Here is a 21579-nt window from a genome sequence, read left to right as displayed (position 1 = left end):
TATGAAACAGGTCCTTTTTGTTCGTCCCGACAGCCGTGAGGACGGGAAAATCATGTGGTGTGAGTCGGGAAGCGAACAGGTTACAACCCTGGACACCCCGCAGGCGCTGCATACCCTTGCCGATCATCCGCTGGCCGCGCGCGTCTGTCTGCTGCTGCCCGCCAGCGAGATGATCTTCCGCCACTTTACGCTGCCGAAGAAAGTCGCGTCGCAGGCGACCGCCTTCTCGTGGATGGCGGAGGAGACCCTGATCGGCGAGGTGGACGATCTCCACTGGACGGTGCTGAACAAAAAAGGCGCCGAGGTGGACGCGGTGGCGATAGATACCGCCCGCCTGCAGCAGTGGCTGACCCGCTTTCACGAGGCGGGTCTGAAGGTGATTCAGGCCCTGCCGGACGCCTGGCTGCTGCCGGTGACGGCGGGCGGAAGCACGCTGGTCGCGCAGGAGGAGAACTACTGGCTGCGCTTATCCCCGCATACCGCCTGTAACGTTGAGGCGGGTCTCTTGCCGCTGCTGATGCAAAAAGCCGGAGACGGCGAGGTGCGTTGCTACGGGGAGATCCCGCCAGGCGTTGAGGTTGACGACCAGCTGGCGGGCGAACATCCGCTGGTGCTGATCCAGCCCCAGTGGCAGGCGTGCCGCGTCAACCTGCTGCACGGTGCGTTCAGCGCGAAGGCGACCAGCGCGAGGGCGGCGAAAGGGATGAAGGCCGCCGTCGCGGCGATGGGGCTTCTCTCTCTGGGCCTGCTGCTCGGCCCCCGCATCGCCCTGGCGTGGATGCTGGTCGATCAGGAAAATCAGGTCCAGCAGGAGATGGTCCAGCTCTATCAGCACCATTTTCCTAGCATGCGCCAGCAGACCAACATCAAGTACCACTTCGGGCAGAACATCAAGAAGCAGCCTAAGGGCATTTTTTTGCAGATGGACGAGCTGGAAAAAATCCGTCAGTCCGTTCCGTCAATGGAAATTACGCTGCTTGAATATGACGACACGCAGGGGGGCCTGACGTTAAGCGTGAGTGCGCAAAACGAGCAGGCGTTACAGGACTTCATTCATCAGGCCAGCGCGAATTTTGATTTTACGTTACAGCCTATTTCAAAGGACGCGCCGTATACGGCCATGATTACAGGGAAATATAAATGAAAGGGCGAATTGCACAGCTTAAATCTCGTTATCAACAATACAGCGTCAGAGAACAACGCATTTTAAAAATAGCGGCGGGAGCCTTATTCGGCGCCGTCATCTATTACGCGGGGGTAATACCTCTGGATAACATGATAAAAAATAGCCAGGCGACGCTGGCGCGACAAACTGAAACGGTAAACTGGATGAAAACAGAAATTGATAAAAACCATCTGCCGGTGCTACAGGTGAAAACTGATAATCCACGCAGCGTGGTGGAGAATAGTGCGCATGAAATTAACCTGACATTGACCGATATTCGCCAGGACGGTCAGACCCTGGCCTTTGTGGTGAACCGGGTCAACGTCTATGAATTAAAAAACTGGCTGCGTGAGATGAACCTCGCCTCCGGCGTCAGGCTGGAGAAAATAAACCTCACGCCGGTGGATCACCTGAGCGACGTGAAGGCCGAAATCCAGCTGACCTGGAAAAAAGTGGCATGAACGGGCTGATGCTCATCAGGGAGAGTTATCCCGTCGGGTTTGCCGCGATGAGCGGCGTGCTCGGCGCGATCCTGGGGAGCTTTCTCGGCGTCGTGGTGGACCGCGTGCCAGGGATGGTGATGGAGGAGGCGTGCCGCAGCAACCTGCTTTTCCCGGCATCGCACTGTCCCGTCTGCCAGCATGCGCTGCGCGCCTGGGAGAATATCCCGCTGCTGAGCTGGCTGGCGCTGCGGGGACGCTGCCGCTGCTGTCAGTCGGCGATTCCGCTGCGGTTATTTTTACTCGAACTGGTGATGGCGCTGTTCTTTGGCGTCACCGCCTGGTGGATACCGGGCTTAGCATCCCTTTTCTCTCTGTGGGTGCTGGCGGCCTTTCTGCTGCCGCTGGCGATGATTGATAGACAGCACCAGCTGCTGCCCGACTGCCTGACGCAGCCGCTGCTGTGGGCCGGGCTGCTGTTCCACGCCTTCAGCCACGGACTGCCCCTGCGCGATGCGCTGCTGGGCGCGGTGGCGGGCTATCTTTCGCTCTGGCTAGTGTACTGGGCGTTTCGTCTGCTCACCCGCCGGGAAGGGCTGGGCTACGGCGATTTTAAGCTGCTGGCGGCGCTGGGCGCCTGGTGCGGCTGGCAGGCGCTGCCTGAGATTGAATTAATTGCCGCATTAAGCGGCATCGTGGGTTATTTGCTTTTAAATAAATTAAATAAAAATAACCTCACCATCGCTTTCGGACCTTATCTGGCTTTTGCTGGAATAGCGATCTATACCAGCCAGTTATTTGCGCTCACATATTAAATAACCGGGTCAAGTTTTTTTATCAATTTTTTCGACGGGGAAAGAGAAGGACGACCTTTTATCCTCAGTGTATCGTAAAAGGCATAAGCTACACGGAGTTTTAGCTTGTATCTTTTAATGGAGGAATACAACGCGTCTTTAAGGTTTGGGTAACGGCTGTCTGCGTATTTAAAAAACGCACTATGTGAATAATATTCCATGTTTTAAAGGAAGACATGGGTCAATTACGTTTACGAATAAATTTATCAGGAAATAAAAATGAAATTTATTAAGCCTAAATATCTGGCGCTCTTTATTGCAGCGGCAACCGGTTCTGCATTCGCAGCTGCGCCAGGTGCACCGACCATCGGCTACGGCAATGACAAATTTGCGCTGGTGGAAGTGGATCAGGCCGCGCAGGATTACAACAGCCTCGTCAAGGTGCATAACGACGGCGTGGATGTGAAAGTCGAGTGGAACGTGTGGAGCGGCGACGCGCCAACCTCTGCAAAAGTGCTGCTCGATGGTCAAACCGTGTGGACCGGTGCAGCCGGTGCAAGCGGCTCAGCCACTTTTAAGGTGAAAAAAGGCGGACGTTATCAGGAACAGGTGGAAGCCTGTAACGCCAGCGGCTGTACCAAAAGCGCCAGCAAGCTGATCATCGTGGCGGATACCGACGGCAGCCATCTGCTGCCGCTGAACGCACCGCTGCAGGAGAACAACAAAACGTTCGCCAAACATCCTGATAAAGTGGTTGCGGCGTACTTCCCTGAATGGGGCGTTTACGATCGTAACTTCCCGGTTGATAAAATCCCGGCAGCAAACCTTAACCACATCCTCTATGGCTTCATTCCAATCTGTGGCGGCGACGGCATTAACGACGGCCTGAAAACCGTTGAGGGCGGCAACAGCTTCTCCGTGCTGCAGCGCGACTGCGCCGGACGTCCGGACTTTACCGTGGCCATCCATGACCCGTGGGCTGCTCTGCAAAAACCGCAGGCGGGCGTCGCCGACTGGGACGACCCGTACAAAGGGAACTTTGGCCAGCTGATGGCGCTGAAAAAAGCGCATCCTGACCTGAAAGTGCTGCCATCCATCGGCGGCTGGACCCTGTCCGACCCGTTCTACCACATGGGCGACCCGGCAATCCGCTCTCGCTTCGTGGCCTCCGTGAAGGAGTTCCTGCAGACCTGGAAATTCTTTGACGGCGTGGACATCGACTGGGAATTCCCGGGTGGCGGCGGCGTGACTGAAACCAAAGGCAACCCGCAGCAGGATAAAGCTACCTACACGGCGCTGATTCACGATCTGCGTACCATGCTGAACGAGCTCTCCGCACAGACGGGTCGTACCTATGAGCTGACCAGCGCCGTGGGTGCAGGCCGCGACAAGATCGAAGACGTGGATTACACCACCGCTCAGCGCGATCTCGACCATATCTTCCTGATGAGCTACGACTTCTACGGCGGCTGGAGCAACACCGAGCTGGGCCACCAGGCCGCGCTGCGCGCGCCGTCATGGCGTCCGGACACGAACTACACCACCGAGAACGGCGTGGACGCGCTGCTTGCTCAGGGCGTACAGCCAGGCAAGATCGTGGTGGGTGCGGGCATGTATGGCCGCGGTTGGACTGGCGTGCATGGCTACACCGGCGACAATCCGTTCACCGGTACTGCAACCGGCATGGTGAAAGGCACCTGGGAACCGGGCGTAGTGGACTATCGTCAGATTATGAACGAGTACAAAGGCAAGCCAGGCTGGGAATCCGGCTACGATGCGACTGCCGAAGCGCCGTACGTCTTCAATAAGGCAACGGGGGATCTGATCTCCTATGAAGATGCACGCTCTACCACGGCAAAAGGGAAGTACGTGCTGTCGAAAAACCTGGGCGGCCTCTTCGCCTGGTCTATCGACTCCGATACCGGCGACATCCTGAACGCGATGAACGAAAGCCTGATGGGCGGCTCTGCGCCAGTTGATCCGGTCGTGACCAACCATGCGCCGGTTGCCACCGCGGTTGACCAGACGGTAACCGGTCCGGCTACCGTGACCCTGGACGGTTCGGCTTCAACCGATCCAGACGGTGATGCCATTACCTACAAATGGACCCAGATCTCTGGCCCATCGGTGACCCTCACCAACAGCACCAAAGCGAAGGCTTCCTTCAACGTGGCGGCCGTCACCAGCAACCAGACGCTGGCGTTCCGACTGACCGTGACCGACGCGAAGGGGCTGAGCAACTCCGCTGATGTTCAGGTCGTTAACAAAGCGCCAAAAGCGAACCAGGCGCCGGTGATTAACCCAATGCAGAACGTCACCCTGCAGGCAGGCGAAACTTATGCCCTGCACGCGCAGGCGGCGGATCCAGACGGTGATGCGCTGACCTACGCCTGGAGCGTACCGGCTGATATGCACGCGACCGGTACCGATAGCGCGAACGTGAACATCACCGCGCCTGAGGTGAGCTCTGAGTCGTCCTATACCCTGAGCGTGGTGGTGAGCGATGGCAAGACCAGCGTTCAGTCCAACGTCCAGGTCGTGGTCACGCCAAAACCGGCTGACGAAGTGACGCCTCCGGCAGAAGACGTCACCCCGCCTGCGGATGAAGTGACGCCACCGTCAGACGAGGTGACCCCGCCGTCTGATGAAGGTACGGCGACCGGCAGCTGCGATAAGCCTGTTGACGCCAACGCCAGCAAATATCCGGCGTGGGAATCCAGCAAAATCTACAACACGGGCGATACCGTCAGCTTCGACCATCTGGTGTGGAAAGCGAAATACTGGACGCAGGGCAACCAGCCTGACTTCGGCGTGGACGCATGGGAAATGGTAAGCAACGTGAAGATGAACTGGCGCTCTGACCTGGCATACAACGGCGGCGAAACCACGACCTACCAGGGTAACGTTTACCGCGCGAAATGGTGGACGCAGGGTGATAACCCGGCCAACAGCGACGTATGGGTGAAAGAAGGCGCATCAACCGATTGCAAATAACCTTCTGAACCGTGAATTGCGGGAATGATATCAACCCGCAATGGTTGGTCACACCCCACTTCGGGTGTGACCAACACTTCAGAATGATCGCTAATTATGAGCAGGAAGAGGTTCAGTATTTAAGAGCAGGTGCTCATGAAACGCGTGATTTTATTTTTACTGCTGTTTAGTCAAAGCGTATTTGCGAACTGTTGGGATAACGCCGGACATTATTATCACGTCGATCCGTGGCTGTTATATGCGATTGCCAAAGTGGAATCCGGAATGAATCCCTACGCGGTAGGCTGGAACCACGACGGCACGCGTGACGTCGGGTTGATGCAGATTAATAGCTCGCACTTCAGCGAGTTAGAGCGTCAGGGGATTGATGAGAACCAGCTTATGACTGAGCCCTGTACCTCCATTATGGTCGGCGCGTCCATCCTGTCCGGGATGATAAAAGTGTATGGCTATAACTGGGAAGCGGTAGGCGCCTATAACGCCGGGTTGAAAAAAGAAAATTATCCGCAGCGCATGCGTTATGCCCATAAAGTGTGGGCGAAGTATCAGCAAATAAAGTCGGGTAAATAACGATAGCGTCATTTTTGTTTTTTGAAGAATTCCTTTTGGTGTTCTTCAGAAAATGAAAAAGAACCACACTCTCAGGCTTATTTATTAAGGGAGTAATACATAAGCCGGGAATGTACTCACCCTAGTTGCTTAAATACAGGATTATTTGAAATGACGAAAAGGACATTACTGAGCGTTCTCGTGGCGGGAGCATGCATTGCACCCTTTATGGCGCAGGCTGCATCACTGCAGGCGGCCAGCAGCGAGCCGTACACCATGAAAGCCAGCGATCTGGCGAAAAAGGAAAAAGAGCTGACCAATTTCCCGCTGATGGTTTCGGTGAAAGACACCATTGCGACTCTGGACAACAGCCTCGTTGAGCAGATTGAGCCAGGTCGTGCGTCGAACCCTGACAACGTCAAGCGCGTGGAAGGGATCGTGAAGGCCAGCGACTGGGAATATCTCTTCCCGCTGCGCGCTCAGTCTTACACCTACAGTAACTTCCTGAAGGCTGTTGGTAAATTCCCGGCACTGTGTAAGACCTATAACGATGGTCGCGACAGCGACGCCATTTGCCGCAAAGAGCTGGCGACCATGTTTGCCCACTTTGCGCAGGAAACCGGCGGTCATGAAAGCTGGCGTCCGGAAGCCGAATGGCGTCAGGCCCTGGTTCACGTTCGTGAAATGGGCTGGACTGAAGGCCAGAAAGGCGGCTATAACGGCGAATGTAACCCTGACATCTGGCAGGGGCAGACCTGGCCATGCGGTAAGGACAAAGACGGCGACTTCGTAAGCTACTTTGGCCGCGGCGCGAAGCAGCTGTCTTACAACTACAACTACGGTCCGTTCTCGGAAGCGATGTTTGGCACCGTCCGCACCCTGCTCGACAAACCTGAGCTGGTGGCGGATACCTGGCTGAACCTGGCGAGTGCGATCTTCTTCTTCGCCTATCCGCAGCCGCCAAAACCAAGCATGCTGCAGGTTATCGATGGCACCTGGCAGCCAAACGATCACGATAAAGCCAACGGCCTGGTTCCGGGCTTCGGCGTGACCACCCAGATCATCAACGGTGGCGTAGAGTGCGGCGGTCCGACCGAGATTGCCCAGTCTGAAAACCGCATCAAGTACTACAAAGAGTTCGCGAACTACCTGAAAGTGCCAGTTCCGGCGAATGAAGTGCTGGGCTGCGCCAACATGAAGCAGTTCGATGAAGGCGGCTCCGGCGCGCTGAAGATCTACTGGGAGCAGGACTGGGGATGGAGTCCGGATACGCCGGACGGTAAGACCTACTCCTGCCAGCTGGTGGGTTACCAGACGCCGTTCAGCGCGTTCAAAGAGGGTGACTACACCAACTGCGTTAAGAAGTTCTATAACGTGAACATTATTAACGATGATGGCTCGGCAGTGACCCCAGGCGAAGACAAAACTCCGGCAGACACCACGCCGCCAGCGGATACCACGCCAGCGGAAGATACCACCCCTGTTGAACCGGCAACCGTGAATCACGCCCCTGTGGCGCAGATTGCGGGCCCAATCGGGGCAGTTGAAGCGGGTGCGCAGGTTTCCCTGAGCGCGGAAGGCTCCACAGACGCCGACGGTAACAAGCTGACCTACACCTGGCGTTCCCAGGATGGCCAGACCGTGACCGGTCAGGACAAGGCGGTGGTGACCTTTAAGGCACCAGAGTCTGCAACGGCTCAGCAGTACGAAATCGGCCTGACCGTCAGCGATGGCGAACTGACCAGCACCACGTCCTACCTGCTGAACGTGAAAGCGAAAGCCACGTCTAAGGACGAAGGCACTTCCGGCTCTTACGCCGCGTGGAGCGCGAACAGCAAGTACAACGCAGGTGATATCGTGAACAACCACGGTAAACTGTTCCAGTGCAAACCGTTCCCGTACAGCGGCTGGTGTAACAACTCTCCGGCATACTACGAACCCGGCGCTGGCCTGGCGTGGGCAGATGCCTGGACAGCTCTGTAAAAGCAAACGGCAACCCTCGGGTTGCCGTTTTCGTACATGAGGCTAATGGGGCGATGGGGCAGTACGGAGCAGTTGTAGGCCCGGTCAGGCGAAGCCGCCACCGGGCAAAAAGGCTAGCGATGAAGCTTCCCGTGATCCCGTAACCACGCCGCCGTGCGCATAATCCCTTCATCCAGCGTCACAACCGGTTTATACCCCAACTCATTCTCCGCCCGCGAAATATCCAGCGTGAAGTCAAAGTTGAGTTTAGAGACGCCGTAATGCGTCAGCGCAGGCTCTTTGGCTGTTTTACTGCCAAAGCGCTCCATGCTGCGGGCAATCATATCCAGCATGGGATAGGGAACAGAACGGATACGGCAGTCGATCTGCAGCTCGTCGATCAGCCGCTGCACAATACTGCGCAGCGTGCAGGGTTCGCCATTAGTGATGTTATAGGCACGACCGGAGATCAGCTTATCGCAGTCCGGCTGGCTGGCCAGCCACATGGCGTGAACGGCATTTTCGTAATAGGTCATATCCACCAGCGCATCGCCGCCGCGCGGCAGCAGCACGCTGCCGTAGTGGTGCATCATCTGCGCCAGACGGGGAATAAATACCTTGTCGTGCGGCCCGAACAGGCTCTGCGGACGCAGGACCGTAAAGCGGGTATGCGGGTTTGACTGCGCCAGCAGGTCAATGACCTCTTCGCTGGCCGCCTTGCTGCGGGCAAATTCACAGGCAAAGCGGGCAGGGCGGAAATCCTCCTGCACATCGCGATGGTGGTGATAGTCGAAATAGAGTGACGGTGACGAGATATGAATAAAGTTACGCACGCCCCAGGCAACGGCCCATTCACCCAGACGGCGGGTGGCCCGCACGTTGGCGAGATCGAAGGCTTCCTGGGTCCCCCACGGGGAGGTAAAACTGGAACAGTGCCATAGCGTGTCGATACCGGCGAGCATCACCTTCGCCTGCGAGGAGACGAGCTCCGTCAGGTCGGCATGGACGAACTCTGCGCCCATTTTTTGCAGCAGTTTACCCATCGCTTCGTTGCGACCGGTGGCCCTGACGCTGATGCCTTTATTGCGCAGAAATTCGACCGCATTTCGGCCTAAGCCGCTGGTCGCCCCGGTAACCAGTACCTTCATAGCTATCCACTGTGTTGAAAAGAATTTCGTGCGCATTCTTTCGTGAATTACGGCGCTATGCAATGGGAAAGGTGAAAGAAAGAGAGTTTTATTTAGATCTTTTCCGTCTTTTGTTCTGCCCGTTGCGCAATGCGTTTCGCCATGCCCCGGAAGATAAACAGGTGGGCAGGGATCATCAACAGCCAGTAGAACAGACCCGGCATTCCGTGCGGATGCCACCATGCGCGGACGTCCAGTTCACGATGATCGCCTTTGTCTTTCAGGGTAAAGCAGAGTCGGCCCAGCCCCGGGGCTTTCATGCCGAACAGCAGCGCCAGCTGTTTTTCCGGCTCGACAATAATCACCTTCCAGCTGTCAACCGCGTCACCCACCTCAAGATACGGGCGTGCCGGGCGGCCTTTTGCCAGTCGGTGGCCCACCAGCAGGTCCAGTGCCCCGCGCGTTTGCCAGAGGAGATTACCGAAGAAATACCGTTCTTTGCCGCCAATCTGGTTCACCACCTCCCACAGTGCGGCCAGGCTGGCGCGGGTTTTCACCGTACAGCCCGCCTGTTTCGGGTAATAACCATACTCCGGCCGCCAGCGGGCAAAGGCCTGGGCGTCGTAACCCCAGTCGCTGGAGTTCACCAGCTTTTCTTCTTCCTTGAGCGTATTGCGCACGGCATCGTCAAAGCGGATCAGGTCCTGGGGAATTAAGGCGCGCAGAGCGCGATCGTCGGCCAGTAAATCATGCTTCAGCCCCTGAATAAGCGCTTTGGCGGTCGTCGGCGGCACCGAGGTGATCACATTCAAAAACCACACCGAAATCCAGCGGGTCGGGAAGGGAATGGGGATCAGCCAGCGGCGGCGTCCGCTGACGCGCATGAAATGTTCGAACTGCTCCTGATAGCTCAGTACGTCTGGGCCTGCCGCCTCGAGCACGCGGTGTTGCTCCGCCGGATGATCCAGCAGGGCCACCAGATAATGCAGCAGGTTCTCCAGCGCAATCGGCGTGGTGCGCGAACGGACCCAGCGCGGCGGCGTGAGCACCGGCAGGTTGTAGACCATATCGCGCATCACTTCGAAGGCGGCAGAGCCTGCGCCGACGATGATCCCGGCGCGCAGTTCGGTGACGGGGATATTTGCCCCCCGCAGGATGTCCGCCGTCAGCTGGCGGGCGCGCAGGTGATCGGACTGCTCGTGTTCAGGCGCCTGGAGTGAACTGAGAAAAATCACCTGCTTCACCGGGGTTTGCAGCAGGGCATCGCGGACGTTCATCGCCACCTGACGCTCGTGGGCGATAAAATCCCCGCCTTCGCCCATGCTGTGCACCAGGTAGTAAAGGGTGTCGACCCCGTCCAGCAGCGCGGGAAGTGACTTCGGCCAGTTGAGGTCAACGTTGTGACAGGTAACGCCCGCTAAACTGAGTTTTTGCAGGCGTTCGGTGTTACGTGCCGCAGCCAGCACCTGGTGCCCCTGCTGGCTTAACGCCGCGGTGAGATGCTGACCGATATACCCGCTGGCGCCGAGCACCAGAATGCGTTGCGGCACGTGCTGCTCCTTATCGCTGTAAAAACGCCTGCCAGTGTTTCACCACGTCGGTCAGCTGCTCGCGGCTGACGTCGAGATGCGTGACCAGACGCACGACAGGCGAGGCGTTGATCAGCACGCCACGTGCTTTCATGAACTCGCCAAGCGCGGCGGCGTGGTCATCGCCCACGCGGACGAACAGCATGTTAGTGTCGTGGCGCATCACGTCGGCGCCAATTTCACGCAGCTGCGCCGCCATCCACGCGGCGTTGTCGTGATCGTCCTTCAGGCGCGCCACGTTATTTTTCAGAGCATACAGCCCCGCAGCTGCCAGAATACCCGCCTGACGCATGCCGCCGCCGGTCATTTTGCGCCAGCGGTTGGCACGCTTGATGTAGTCGGCATTGCCGACGAGCAGGGAACCCACTGGGGTGCCCAGCCCTTTAGAGAGGCAGATGGTGAATGAGTCGCAGTATTGCGTAATCTCTTTCAGCTCGCAGCCGTACGCCACCACGGCGTTGAAGATGCGCGCGCCGTCCACGTGCAGGCCCAGCCTGCGTTCGCGGGTAAACTCCCATGCGGCTTTCAGGTATTCGCGCGGCAGCACTTTGCCGTTGTGGGTGTTTTCGAGGCTGAGCAGCCTGGTGCGGGCAAAGTGAATATCGTCGGCTTTGATTTTCGCCGCGACTTTATCAAGGGGCAGGGTGCCGTCCGGCGCGGCGTCAATCGGCTGCGGCTGAATGCTGCCGAGCACCGCAGCACCGCCGGCTTCGTAGAGGTAGTTATGCGCGCCCTGGCCGACAATGTACTCTTCACCGCGCTCGCAGTGGCTGAGCAGCGCCACCAGGTTGGCCTGCGTGCCGGTGGGCAGGAACAGGGCGGCCTCTTTTCCGCTCAGCTCTGCGGCATAGCGCTGCAGTTCGTTTACCGTCGGGTCGTCGCCGTAGACGTCGTCCCCGACCGGGGCGGCCATCATCTCTTCGAGCATGGCGCGACTCGGGCGGGTAACGGTATCACTGCGTAAATCAATCATGGCATGTCCTTATATTTAAAAAGGCGATGCCAGATGTTTTACCTGAGCCAGTTGGTTTTTGCCAGTTCGATCACCTCGTCACCGCGCCCGCTGATGATTGCGCGCAGCATGTACAGGCTAAAGCCTTTGGCCTGCTCCAGCTTGATCTGTGGCGGGATGGCCAGCTCCTCTTTGGCGACGACCACATCCACCAGTACCGGGCCGTCGATGGAGAAGGCGCGCTGCAGGGCTTCATCCACCTCGGACGCTTTCTCCACGCGGATGCCGGTGATGCCGCAGGCCTCGGCGATGCGGGCAAAGTTGGTGTCGTGTAGCTCGGTGCCGTCCGTCAGATAGCCGCCGGCCTTCATCTCCATCGCCACGAAGCCCAGCACGCTGTTGTTAAAGACCACGATTTTCAGCGGAAGCTTCATCTGCACCACCGACAGGAAATCGCCCATCAGCATGCTGAACCCGCCGTCGCCGCACATCGCCACCACCTGGCGCTCCGGCGCTGTCGCTTTTGCGCCCAGCGCCTGCGGCATGGCGTTGGCCATCGAGCCGTGGTTGAACGAGCCGAGCAGACGGCGCTTGCCGTTCATTTTCAGGTAGCGTGCCGCCCAGACGGTTGGCGTGCCTACGTCGCAGGTGAAAATGGCATCGTCGTCCGCGAAATGGCTGATCTGCTGCGCCAGATACTGCGGGTGAATGGCTTTGTCGCTCGGTTTGGCGAGATCGTTCAGACCCTTGCGGGCATCGCGATAGTCGCTTAGCGCTTTATCGAGGAACTTGCGATCGGTTTTCTCTTCCAGCAGCGGCAGCAGGGCGGCAAGGGTGGATTTGATGTCGCCCACCAGCGCCATATCGACCTTGCTGTGCGCGCCGATGCTGGCCGGGTTGATATCAATCTGAATGATTTTGGCGTCCGTCGGGTAGAACGCGCGATACGGGAACTGGGTGCCGAGCAGGATCAGCGTGTCGGCGTTCATCATGGTGTGGAAGCCGGAAGAAAAACCGATCAGTCCGGTCATGCCCACGTCGTACGGGTTATCGTATTCGACGTGCTCTTTGCCGCGCAGGGCGTGGACGATCGGCGCTTTCAGCTTACCGGCAAATTCCAGCAGCTCCTTGTGCGCGCCCGCGCAGCCGCTGCCGCACATCAGGGCGATATTGCTGGCGTAACGCAGCAGTTGCGCCAGCTTTTTCAGCTCCTCCTCGGCTGGCGTCACCACCGGCTGCGGCGCGTGATACCAGTGGGTGCTGGCCCCTTCCGGCGCGGCCTTGAGGGCTACATCGCCCGGAATAACGACCACCGAAACGCCGCGATTCAGCACGGCCTTGCGCATGGCGATCGCCAGAACCTGCGGGATCTGCTCCGGGGATGAAACCAGTTCGCAATAGTGGCTGCATTCACGGAACAGCTCCTGCGGATGCGTCTCCTGAAAATAACCGCTGCCGATTTCGGACGAGGGGATGTGGGCGGCAATCGCCAGCACCGGCACGTGATTGCGGTGGCAGTCGAAGAGGCCGTTGATCAGGTGCAGGTTACCTGGACCGCAGGATCCGGCGCAGACGGCCAGTTCACCGGTAAGCTGCGCTTCAGCACCTGCGGCGAACGCGGCAACCTCTTCATGGCGGGTCGGCATCCATTCGATGGTCTTCATCTTGTTGAGGCTGTCGCTGAGTCCGTTCAGGGAATCGCCGGTGACGCCCCAGATACGTTTTACGCCAGCCTGTTCGAGCGTTTTCGCTATATATGCAGCCACGGTTTGTTTCATGGTTGTCCGTCTCCTTTTTGTGATAACGCTTACAAGCTTAGAAGAAAGTCTCCGTATTGCCCGTCAAATCCCCCCAATTAAAAGGTGCTTTTCACGCGCAATTATTCGGCATAATCTGGTGATACTTCAGTGAAAACAGGAATCATTTCAAATGGTTAAATCATTGTTAATTGCTGTTAATGAAAAGCTATCGTGCGACGATCTTGGCAAACTCTTGTTACGACTTGCCGTCGGCGGGCTGATGCTCTTTCACGGTTTGCATAAGCTGTTTGGTGGGGTGGGCTTTATCAGCGGCATGCTGGTGGAGAAAGGGCTGCCGGGGTTTATTGCCTACGGCGTGTTGATTGGCGAAGTGGTGGCACCGATCCTGATTATTGTCGGGCTCTTTACGCGCCCGGCCGCGCTGGTGCTGGCGTTTACGATGATCGTGGCATGGCTGATGGTGGGAATGGGGGAAACGCTCGCCCTTGATAAGGTTGGCGCATGGGCGATTGAAAGCCTGGTGTACTTCTTTATCGGCTCGCTGGCGGTGGCGTTTTTAGGCGCAGGGCGGTTTGCGCTGGGGAAAGCGCCTGCGTGGCGGTAGGGCGGTAGTAGGCCGGGTAAACGCAGTGCCACCCGGCAAAAAAGCCCGGTGGCGCTGACGCTTACCGGGCCTACGATCGAAAGCATAACCTTTATGCGAGGACGAGATCACCCTGTGGATGGCAAGAGCAAGCCAGCACGTAACCCTCGGCAATTTCCGCGTCGGACAGCGTCATGGTGCTGGTCACGGTGTACTCCCCGGAAACCACCTTCGTTTTACAGCAGCCGCACACCCCGGCGCGGCAGGCCGCCGTCACCGGCACGTGGTTGCTTTCCAGCGCCTCCAGCAGCGTGGTCCCCACGCGGCCAAAGAAGGTCTGCGCAGGCTGCAGTTTGGTGAACTGAATCCCGCTGGTTGCTGCTTCCGCCACCGGCGTGAAGAACTGCTCTTTGAAGAAGCGGGTCACGCCGAGCGCTTTCACATCTTCTTCCACGATAGCCATGTACGGCGCCGGGCCGCAGGTCATCACGGTGCGGTTCGCGATATCCGGCACGCTTTGCAGCAGCTCGCGGCTCAGGCGACCGGGCACAAAACCGTGCGTCGCGTTGTGCTCAGCCACCAGCGTCACCGGATAATCACGCCACTCCTCGGCAAAAATCACATCCTCCGGAGAGCGCACGCTGAAGATCACCTGCACGTCGGCCTGCGGGCGGTGTTTGGCCAGCCAGCGGCGCATTGACATAATCGGCGTTACGCCACAGCCCGCCGCCAGCAGCAGGAATTTCTCTTCCGCTTTGTCGTCACAGGTGAATTCACCCTGCGCATCGGACAGCCAGATATAATCCCCGCGCTTCACGTCCCGGGTCAGCCATTCTGAACCGGCTCCGCCTTCAATGCGACGGACGGTAAGCGTGATGTACTCGCTCACGCCCGGCGTGGAAGAAAGGGTGTAGGCGCGCAGGGTGTCTGCCGAATGGCGAACGCTAACCAGCGCATACTGACCCGCACGGTACGGGTAGTAGTCGTGGCACAGCAGCGACAGCGTCCACACATCCGGCGTCTCCTGATGGATGTGATGAACCTGCATGCGCCACGGGCAGTGTGAGGTTGGCATGGTCATGAGTTACTCCTTACGCGCTCAGCAGTTGCTTCATATCGTCTTCAACGTTGGTCACGGAGCGCAGACCGAATTTTTCATTGAGCACCGCCAGCAGGTCCGGCGTCAGGAAGCCTGGCGCGGTCGGGCCAGTCACGATGTTAGTCACGCCCAGAGAGAGCAGGGTCAGCAGGATGACAATCGCTTTCTGCTCAAACCACGAGAGCACCAGCGACAGCGGCAGGTCGTTCACGCCGCAGCCCAGTTTCTCTGCCAGGGTAACGGCCAGAATGATGGCCGAATAAGCATCGTTACACTGGCCCGCATCGATCAGGCGCGGCAGACCTTCGATGTCGCCGAAGTCCAGCTTGTTGAAACGGTATTTGCCGCACGCCAGGGTCAGGATCAGGCAGTCTTCCGGCACGCGGGTGGCGAAATCGGTGAAGTAGTTACGCTCGCCTCGCGCGCCGTCGCAGCCGCCGACGAGGAAGATGTGGCGCAGCTTTTCACGGCTGACGAGGTCAATCAGCGAATCGGCGGCACCGAGCAGGGTTTCACGACCGAAGCCGACGGTGATCAGATGCGGGATCTCACTGTACGGGAAGCCTGCCATCTGCTGCGCCTGGGCGATAACCGGACCGAAATCGTCACCTTCAAGATGACTCACGCCCGGCCAGCCGACGATGCTGCGGGTCCAGATGCGGTCGTCATACGCGCCCACGGTCGGGTCGATGATGCAGTTAGAGGTCATCACGATAGGGCCAGGGAAGCGGGCAAATTCCACCTGCTGGTTCTGCCAGCCGCTGCCGTAGTTACCGATCAGGTGCTTAAACTTACGCAGCTCCGGATAGCCGTGCGCCGGCAGCATTTCACCGTGGGTATAGACGTTAACGCCGGTGCCTTCGGTCTGCTTCAGCAGGTTGTAGAGATCTTTCAGGTCATGACCGGAGATCAGGATACATTTACCCTCGGTCGCTTTGACGTTGACCTGCGTTGGGGTCGGATGGCCGTAGGTGCTGGTTTCACCGGCGTCCAGAATGCTCATCACCCTGAAGTTCATCTGCCCGATTTCCATCGAGCATGCCAGCAGCGCGTTCATATCGGCAGGCCAGGTGCCCAGCCACGCCATGATTTTATGGTATTGCGCGTAAATGTCGTTGTCGTATTGACCGAGCACGTGCGCGTGCTCCATATAGGCTGCCGCGCCTTTCAGGCCGTACAGGCACAGCAGGCGAAGGCCGAGAATGTTCTCGCCAATCGCCGCTTTGTCTTTATTCGGCGTGAATTCTGCCGCCTGACGCTGCAGCTCGCCCAGATCGTCACTCACCAGCTGAAGGTCTGACATCGGGTTTTCCACGCGGGCGCTGGCGTCCGCCTTCAGACACTGCGCCTTCAGCGCTTCACGCAGGGCAATGGCTTCGCGGGCATAGCCAACAATGCGCGGAGAGTCGAAGTTAACGTTGGTTAGCGTGGAGAAGAAGGCGCGCGGGGCGAAGCTGTCGACGTAGTGGTCGATGATGCCATATTCGCGGGCTTTAAACGCCCATGCGGAAAGGCCTTGCAGGGCCGCAATCAGCAGGTCCTGAAGGTCAGATGTTTCTGCGGTTTTGCCGCACATACCCTGTGCGTAAGAGCAGCCATTGCCTGCCGGGGTACGGATGGTTTGTTCACATTGCACACAAAACATAATCACACCTGTTAAAGTTATATTTAATATACATGTTTAAGGTTATGCCTGTGCCAGAACGGTGAAAAGGGCTTTTTGCTACAAAATAGAGGGAGATTGATTTAGCGCAATTTTGGCGGCAGGAACCCTACCGCCAAAGAAGTATCAGGCCGAGAAGACGGCCATCAGAACCGGAACCAGCAGGCTTAAAATAAAGCCGTGAACGATGGCGGCGGGCACCATCTCCAGCCCGCCAGAGCGTTGTAACACTGGCAGGGTAAAGTCCATCGACGTCGCGCCGCACAGGCCCAGCGCGGTAGAGCGGCTGCGGCGAACCAGTCCCGGGATCAGCATTATGGCGATCAGTTCACGCGCCAGATCGTTAAAGAAGGCGGCGCTGCCGATCACCGGACCGAATGATTCGGTCAGCAAAATACCGGAGAGGGAATACCAGCCAAAACCTGACGCCATCGCGAGGCCGGTTTTCAGCGGCAGGTCGAGAATAAAAGCGTTAATCACGCCCGCCACCATGGAGCTGGCGATAACAATGACCGCGACCATCATTCCCCGACGGTTCAGAACAATTTGCTTCAGCGTCATGCCATTATTTCGCAGCTGGATACCGATCAGGAACAGCAGGAAGATCAGCGTATATTCACTGGCCTCTGTTGCGTGCTGTAAAAACGCCCAGCCGGTCAGCCCAAGCAGAAAACCGAGCACCACGACGCCGCACAGTTTTAATGATTCCAGCGCCATCGCAATTCGGGAAGGCAGCTTTTCCTGATGATGATGGTTTTTCCACGGAACGGTGCGCTCAAGCCAGAATAATGCGGCGATATTACACAGCAAAATAACCACCACGGTGACCACAGAATAATGCAGGATGGAAAGCAGATTCGTCGCCAGATTATCCAGGAAGGCCAGGCTTATCCCCATAAAGAAAAGAATGACGTAAACAATCCAGCTGAGAAAACGGTTGATGAGCCGTAATGCGGATTCTCTGTGCAGCGGAATAAGGTAGCCCAAAATCAGGGGCAGCAGAATAATGAGGAGTCCTGAAAACATGAACAGCCGGTCCTTTTGAGTATCTGTTGAGCGCCAGAGACACTACCCAATAAAGGCTGTCAGGTAAAGGAGCAATAAAAAAGCCGGGTGGCGGCTGCGCCTTACCCGGCCTACAAGTGCACTCTCACGTAGGTCGGGTAAGCGTTAGCGCCGCCCGACACGCGCGCAATTAATCGCGTTTTTCCAGCAGGGTGCGGTACAGCACGCCACCCAGAATACCGCCAATAATCGGCATGACCCAGAACAGCCACAGCTGCTCAAGCGCCCAGCCGCCCTGGAAGATGGCGACGGCGGTACTGCGTGCCGGGTTAACGGAGGTGTTGGTGACCGGAATCGAAATCAGGTGAATAAGGGTCAGCGCCAGACCAATCGCAATAGGGGCAAAGCCTGCTGGCGCGTGTTTGTCGGTTGCGCCGTGGATCACCAGCAGGAAGCCTGCGGTCAGCACAATTTCAATCACGATAGCAGACAGCATGGAATAACCGCCCGGAGAATGCTCGCCGAAGCCGTTAGAGGCGAAGCCGCTGGCCGCCGCGTCGAACCCGGCTTTACCGCTGGCAATCACGTACAGAACGCCCGCTGCGATAATACCGCCAACCACCTGGGCGACAATATAACCAATCACCTCTTTCGCCGGAAAACGACCGCCGGCCCATAAACCTAACGTTACTGCCGGGTTAAAATGACCGCCGGAAATATGCCCCACGGCAAAGGCCATGGTTAATACGGTCAAACCAAATGCCAGCGCGACGCCGACAAAACCGATACCTAATTCCGGGAATGCTGCTGCCAGAACGGCGCTACCGCAGCCACCAAATACCAGCCAGAATGTACCAAAGCATTCTGCAGCCAATTTTCTAAACATAACCACCTCAAATAATTTTCCGCACGCTTTCCCGCGCACGGGATATATCGCCATAAAGGGATGACGACTCAAAGAGTCCGTATTTTAAAAACCAACAACACCCCTTCGCCACTTAAATAAATTCGATTAATTTGATTTAAGGCAATGTGATGTCAATCCTTGTTCAAATCAGCGGTAAATAGAGCATAGACCAATTCTCGCCACGGTGAATGTTGTGCTGTCGTGACAGGGCGCCTCCCGCTATACTGCTGATAACTTAAAGGAAAAAGTGTTCATTGCGCGGGGGATTTATGCTTCTCGAACGTGTGGAAATTGTCGGGTTTCGCGGTATTAACCGCCTGTCGCTGCAGCTGGAACAGAACAACGTCCTGATCGGCGAGAACGCGTGGGGTAAGTCCAGCCTGCTGGATGCGCTGACGTTACTGCTTTCGCCCGAAGACGATCTGTATCACTTCGTTCGCGACGATTTCTGGTTCCCGCCCGGCGACGTGACGGGGCGCGAGAAGCATCTGCATATCATCCTGACGTTCCGCGAATCCGAGCCCGGACGGCATCGGGTGCGTCGCTTCCGCCCGCTGTCACCCTGCTGGGTGCCGTGCGATGACGGCTTCCACCGGATTTTCTATCGGCTGGAGGGTGAAATGGCGGAAAACGAGGGCGTGTTGACCCTGCGTGATTTTCTTGATGAGAAAGCCAGTCCGATCCCGCTGGACAATATCGACGATCTGGCCCGCCACCTGATCCGCCTGACGCCGGTGTTGCGCCTGCGCGACGCGCGTTTTATGCGGCGCATACGTAACGGTACCGTCCCGAATATGCCGGAAGTGGAAGTTACCGCCCGCGAGCTGGATTTTCTGGCAAGAGAGCTGGTGTCGCGTCCGCAAAATCTGACCGATGGTCAAATTCGTCAGGGGCTGTCTGCCATGGTACAGCTTCTGGAGCACTATTTTTCCGAGCAGGGGACGTCGGAGTCGCGCCATCGCCTGATGCGCCGCCGCTCTCATGACGAGCAGCGCAGCTGGCGTTACCTCGATATCATTAACCGGATGATCGACCGGCCCGGCGGTCGTACCCATCGGGTGATTTTGCTGGGGCTGTTTTCAACGCTTCTGCAGGCCAAAGGCACCGTTCGTCTTGACCGGGACGCCCGGCCGCTGCTGCTGGTGGAAGACCCGGAAACGCGCCTGCATCCCATCATGCTCTCCGTGGCATGGCATCTGCTGAACCTGCTGCCGCTCCAGCGCATTACGACCACCAATTCCGGTGAATTATTATCGCTGACGCCGGTAGAGCACGTCTGTCGTCTGGTGCGTGAATCTTCCCGCGTCTCCGCCTACCGCTTAGGGCCTGGAGGATTGAACGCGGAAGACGGGCGGCGCATCGCGTTTCATATTCGCTTTAACCGCGCGTCGTCGCTCTTTGCCCGCTGCTGGCTGCTGGTGGAAGGCGAGACGGAAACCTGGGTCATCAACGAACTGGCGCGCCAGTGCGGCCACCATTTTGATGCGGAGGGCATTAAGGTGATTGAATTCGCCCAGTCGGGATTAAAGCCGCTGATAAAATTTGCCCGCCGGATGGGGATCGAGTGGCACGTTCTGGTCGACGGTGATGAGGCGGGCAAAAAATATGCCTCGACCGTACGTAGCCTGCTGAATAACGAGCGAGAAGAAGAGCGCGACCATTTAACCATGCTGCCCGCCATGGACATGGAGCACTTTATGTATCGTCAGGGGTTCGACGACGTATTCCACCGAATTGCCATGGTGCCGGTCGATGTCCCGATGAACATGCGGCGCGTGATCGCCAAAGCTATTCATCGTTCTTCAAAACCGGATTTAGCCATTGAAGTGGCGACGGAAGCGGGGAGGCGGGGCGTGGAGGCGGTGCCGACCCTGCTGCGGAAGATGTTCTCCCGCGTGCTGTGGCTGGCACGCGGGAGAGCGGATTAACGTTGTGTCGCCTGGTTCACCTGCTGAATCAGGCTATCCAGCAGCGCGTAGCGGCGGCGATATTCGGAACGCTTTTTGCTCGCGATCTCTTCCATCGGTTTGCGCGGCATGACGAGGGGCAGCATAAAGTTGCCGCTATCCTGCTTTTCACCGCCGATGGAGATCCAGAAACTGTCGTAATCGGCCAACAGTTTCCCCTCTTTTTTCTTGCGGTAGCGCCAGCTGCGATAAATATGGGTGTCGTTACTGACGGCGACAATCTGTTCTACCGGGAAGGCGGTGCCGAGCGTCATGGCGGCTTCGACCAGCAGACGTTTCGGGAACAGACCATGGCAGGCCTTCGTCGCGCCCTGGATCAGCTCATGGGGAACGTGGGCTTTTGCGCCCTGCAGGCCGCCGATAAACAGCGTCGATTTTCCCTCAAACTGGCACAGGGTGAAGGTCATCTCGGCCAGCACCGTATTCTGATGGTCGCAGAAGGCGAGGGTGGCTTCCCCTTCTTTATCCAGAAACGCATCGGCGCACAGGCGGACGGTAAATTGCTCTTCATCTTTACCGGTTAAGGTGAGCAGCGTGAAGCCCTTTTTCGACAGATAGCCCGAGAGCAGCGATGCCGGCATATGGCGGCTCATCGTTTGATAGTGCCAGTTAAGGGACTCAAGGGCCTGCTGGCGATTCATATTCACCGTCAGCCAGGGGCGATGCAGACGGCACGGCAGTCCTGGCTGTACCTGCAGCATTTGCATCAGGCTCGGCTGTTTTGCAAGGCTCGTCAACAGGCGAGCGGTACTTACAGGCGTCGCCAGCGAACGTAGCATGAATTTACGTCGATAGGCGGGGTTTTGCCACGCCAGCCCTGGCGTGAGCTTACCGGAAGCCAGATGACTGAAGAGCTGCCAACCCGATGCAGGCTGTGGCAGGTTTGAAAAAGGTGTATCGACGATGGAAGACATGTTAGATCCTGCTTCTTGATGAAGATTTCTATTTCAGCAGGCGAACGTTCAACGTCTCGTAAACAAATTGTGACGATTTCGGAGAACAGGGGTTTCGTTGAGGAGTCGT

The 21579-nt window shown here is 57.6% G+C and carries 17 protein-coding genes; 8 read left to right on the top strand and 9 right to left on the bottom strand.

Going from position 1 to position 21579, the window contains the following annotated elements:
• Position 1: 1 nt before the first annotated feature.
• The 6 genes from gspL to BFG58_RS07190 all read left to right on the top strand — a co-directional run bounded on the left by gspL (position 2) and on the right by BFG58_RS07190 (position 7925).
• Positions 2-1144 carry a type II secretion system protein GspL gene (gene gspL, locus BFG58_RS07215; protein WP_069719528.1) on the top strand — a complete coding sequence of 381 codons (1143 nt, stop codon included), beginning with the start codon at positions 2-4 and terminating at the stop codon, positions 1142-1144.
• Positions 1141-1626, top strand: a complete 486-nt coding sequence (gspM, locus tag BFG58_RS07210) for a type II secretion system protein GspM (protein ID WP_045908415.1) — start codon at positions 1141-1143, stop codon at positions 1624-1626. Before gspL ends, gspM begins: the two co-directional genes overlap by 4 nt.
• Positions 1623-2420: an A24 family peptidase gene (locus BFG58_RS07205; protein WP_069719527.1), complete on the top strand. Its 798-nt coding sequence runs from the start codon at positions 1623-1625 to the stop codon at positions 2418-2420. The genes gspM and BFG58_RS07205 overlap by 4 nt, the downstream gene beginning before the upstream one ends.
• A 258-nt stretch (positions 2421-2678) precedes the next feature.
• The gene (locus tag BFG58_RS07200; protein WP_069719526.1) at positions 2679-5393 is read left to right on the top strand and encodes a glycosyl hydrolase family 18 protein; all 2715 of its coding nucleotides are present in this window, start codon (positions 2679-2681) and stop codon (positions 5391-5393) included.
• Between the two features lie 135 nt (positions 5394-5528).
• On the top strand, positions 5529-5963 hold the full coding sequence (gene iagB, locus BFG58_RS07195; protein ID WP_048027141.1) for a type III secretion system invasion protein IagB: 435 nt from the start codon (positions 5529-5531) through the stop codon (positions 5961-5963).
• A 150-nt stretch (positions 5964-6113) separates the two neighbouring features.
• Positions 6114-7925: a chitinase gene (locus BFG58_RS07190; RefSeq protein WP_045908411.1), complete on the top strand. Its 1812-nt coding sequence runs from the start codon at positions 6114-6116 to the stop codon at positions 7923-7925.
• A gap of 113 nt (positions 7926-8038) precedes the next feature.
• Here the strand turns inward: BFG58_RS07190 and BFG58_RS07185 are convergent, their stop codons facing one another.
• From BFG58_RS07185 to poxB, 4 genes are all read right to left on the bottom strand, one after another.
• On the bottom strand, positions 8039-9052 hold the full coding sequence (locus BFG58_RS07185; protein ID WP_032649241.1) for an NAD(P)-dependent oxidoreductase: 1014 nt from the start codon (positions 9050-9052) through the stop codon (positions 8039-8041).
• Positions 9053-9144: 92 nt separating this feature from the next.
• A complete protein-coding gene (locus BFG58_RS07180) occupies positions 9145-10581 on the bottom strand; it encodes an SDR family oxidoreductase (RefSeq protein WP_048027145.1) in 1437 nt (478 codons plus the stop codon).
• Between the two features lie 10 nt (positions 10582-10591).
• Entirely contained in the window at positions 10592-11593 is a 1002-nt protein-coding gene (gene ltaE / locus BFG58_RS07175) for a low-specificity L-threonine aldolase (RefSeq protein WP_045908408.1), read from the bottom strand.
• Between the two features lie 38 nt (positions 11594-11631).
• Positions 11632-13350 (bottom strand): ubiquinone-dependent pyruvate dehydrogenase, encoded by a 1719-nt coding sequence (gene poxB / locus BFG58_RS07170; RefSeq protein WP_069719525.1) that lies wholly within the window; start codon positions 13348-13350, stop codon positions 11632-11634.
• A 151-nt stretch (positions 13351-13501) separates the two neighbouring features.
• Here poxB and BFG58_RS07165 point away from each other — a divergent pair, with 151 nt between their 5' ends.
• Positions 13502-13936 carry a DoxX family protein gene (locus BFG58_RS07165; RefSeq protein WP_045908406.1) on the top strand — a complete coding sequence of 145 codons (435 nt, stop codon included), beginning with the start codon at positions 13502-13504 and terminating at the stop codon, positions 13934-13936.
• A gap of 91 nt (positions 13937-14027) precedes the next feature.
• Here the strand turns inward: BFG58_RS07165 and hcr are convergent, their stop codons facing one another.
• From hcr to aqpZ, 4 genes are all read right to left on the bottom strand, one after another.
• Positions 14028-14996 carry an NADH oxidoreductase gene (gene hcr, locus BFG58_RS07160; protein WP_063621298.1) on the bottom strand — a complete coding sequence of 323 codons (969 nt, stop codon included), beginning with the start codon at positions 14994-14996 and terminating at the stop codon, positions 14028-14030.
• Positions 14997-15006: 10 nt separating this feature from the next.
• The gene (gene hcp, locus BFG58_RS07155; protein WP_069719524.1) at positions 15007-16659 is read right to left on the bottom strand and encodes a hydroxylamine reductase; all 1653 of its coding nucleotides are present in this window, start codon (positions 16657-16659) and stop codon (positions 15007-15009) included.
• Between the two features lie 144 nt (positions 16660-16803).
• The gene (locus BFG58_RS07150; protein WP_069719523.1) at positions 16804-17703 is read right to left on the bottom strand and encodes a lysine exporter LysO family protein; all 900 of its coding nucleotides are present in this window, start codon (positions 17701-17703) and stop codon (positions 16804-16806) included.
• Positions 17704-17872: 169 nt separating this feature from the next.
• Positions 17873-18568 carry an aquaporin Z gene (gene aqpZ / locus BFG58_RS07145; RefSeq protein WP_008499998.1) on the bottom strand — a complete coding sequence of 232 codons (696 nt, stop codon included), beginning with the start codon at positions 18566-18568 and terminating at the stop codon, positions 17873-17875.
• Between the two features lie 290 nt (positions 18569-18858).
• Here aqpZ and BFG58_RS07140 point away from each other — a divergent pair, with 290 nt between their 5' ends.
• Positions 18859-20517, top strand: coding sequence for an ATP-dependent endonuclease (locus BFG58_RS07140; RefSeq protein ID WP_048027155.1), 1659 nt, complete (start codon positions 18859-18861; stop codon positions 20515-20517).
• On the opposite strand, the gene BFG58_RS07135 is transcribed toward BFG58_RS07140, so the two are convergent.
• Positions 20514-21470, bottom strand: a complete 957-nt coding sequence (locus BFG58_RS07135; RefSeq protein WP_048027158.1) for a VirK/YbjX family protein — start codon at positions 21468-21470, stop codon at positions 20514-20516. The genes BFG58_RS07140 and BFG58_RS07135 overlap by 4 nt on opposite strands.
• Between the last annotated feature and the right edge of the window lie 109 nt (positions 21471-21579).

Source organism: Enterobacter sp. ku-bf2 (genome assembly GCF_001742765.1).
In the GTDB taxonomy this organism is placed as follows: Bacteria; Pseudomonadota; Gammaproteobacteria; order Enterobacterales; family Enterobacteriaceae; genus Enterobacter; species Enterobacter quasiroggenkampii.
Note: the sequence above shows the minus strand (reverse complement) of the source record. Positions and strands in the feature narration are given on the sequence as shown.

What these genes read in the sequence shown, in the direction of transcription:
- hcp (WP_069719524.1), bottom strand. Translation starts at nt 16,659, where the DNA reads ATGTTTTGTGTGCAATGTGAACAAACCATCCGTACCCCGGCAGGCAAT.
- BFG58_RS07165 (WP_045908406.1), top strand. Translation starts at nt 13,502, where the DNA reads ATGGTTAAATCATTGTTAATTGCTGTTAATGAAAAGCTATCGTGCGAC.
- BFG58_RS07135 (WP_048027158.1), bottom strand. Translation starts at nt 21,470, where the DNA reads ATGTCTTCCATCGTCGATACACCTTTTTCAAACCTGCCACAGCCTGCA.
- gspM (WP_045908415.1), top strand. Translation starts at nt 1,141, where the DNA reads ATGAAAGGGCGAATTGCACAGCTTAAATCTCGTTATCAACAATACAGC.
- poxB (WP_069719525.1), bottom strand. Translation starts at nt 13,350, where the DNA reads ATGAAACAAACCGTGGCTGCATATATAGCGAAAACGCTCGAACAGGCT.
- aqpZ (WP_008499998.1), bottom strand. Translation starts at nt 18,568, where the DNA reads ATGTTTAGAAAATTGGCTGCAGAATGCTTTGGTACATTCTGGCTGGTA.
- hcr (WP_063621298.1), bottom strand. Translation starts at nt 14,996, where the DNA reads ATGACCATGCCAACCTCACACTGCCCGTGGCGCATGCAGGTTCATCAC.
- BFG58_RS07200 (WP_069719526.1), top strand. Translation starts at nt 2,679, where the DNA reads ATGAAATTTATTAAGCCTAAATATCTGGCGCTCTTTATTGCAGCGGCA.
- BFG58_RS07140 (WP_048027155.1), top strand. Translation starts at nt 18,859, where the DNA reads ATGCTTCTCGAACGTGTGGAAATTGTCGGGTTTCGCGGTATTAACCGC.
- BFG58_RS07150 (WP_069719523.1), bottom strand. Translation starts at nt 17,703, where the DNA reads ATGTTTTCAGGACTCCTCATTATTCTGCTGCCCCTGATTTTGGGCTAC.
- BFG58_RS07185 (WP_032649241.1), bottom strand. Translation starts at nt 9,052, where the DNA reads ATGAAGGTACTGGTTACCGGGGCGACCAGCGGCTTAGGCCGAAATGCG.
- BFG58_RS07190 (WP_045908411.1), top strand. Translation starts at nt 6,114, where the DNA reads ATGACGAAAAGGACATTACTGAGCGTTCTCGTGGCGGGAGCATGCATT.
- BFG58_RS07205 (WP_069719527.1), top strand. Translation starts at nt 1,623, where the DNA reads ATGAACGGGCTGATGCTCATCAGGGAGAGTTATCCCGTCGGGTTTGCC.
- iagB (WP_048027141.1), top strand. Translation starts at nt 5,529, where the DNA reads ATGAAACGCGTGATTTTATTTTTACTGCTGTTTAGTCAAAGCGTATTT.
- gspL (WP_069719528.1), top strand. Translation starts at nt 2, where the DNA reads ATGAAACAGGTCCTTTTTGTTCGTCCCGACAGCCGTGAGGACGGGAAA.
- ltaE (WP_045908408.1), bottom strand. Translation starts at nt 11,593, where the DNA reads ATGATTGATTTACGCAGTGATACCGTTACCCGCCCGAGTCGCGCCATG.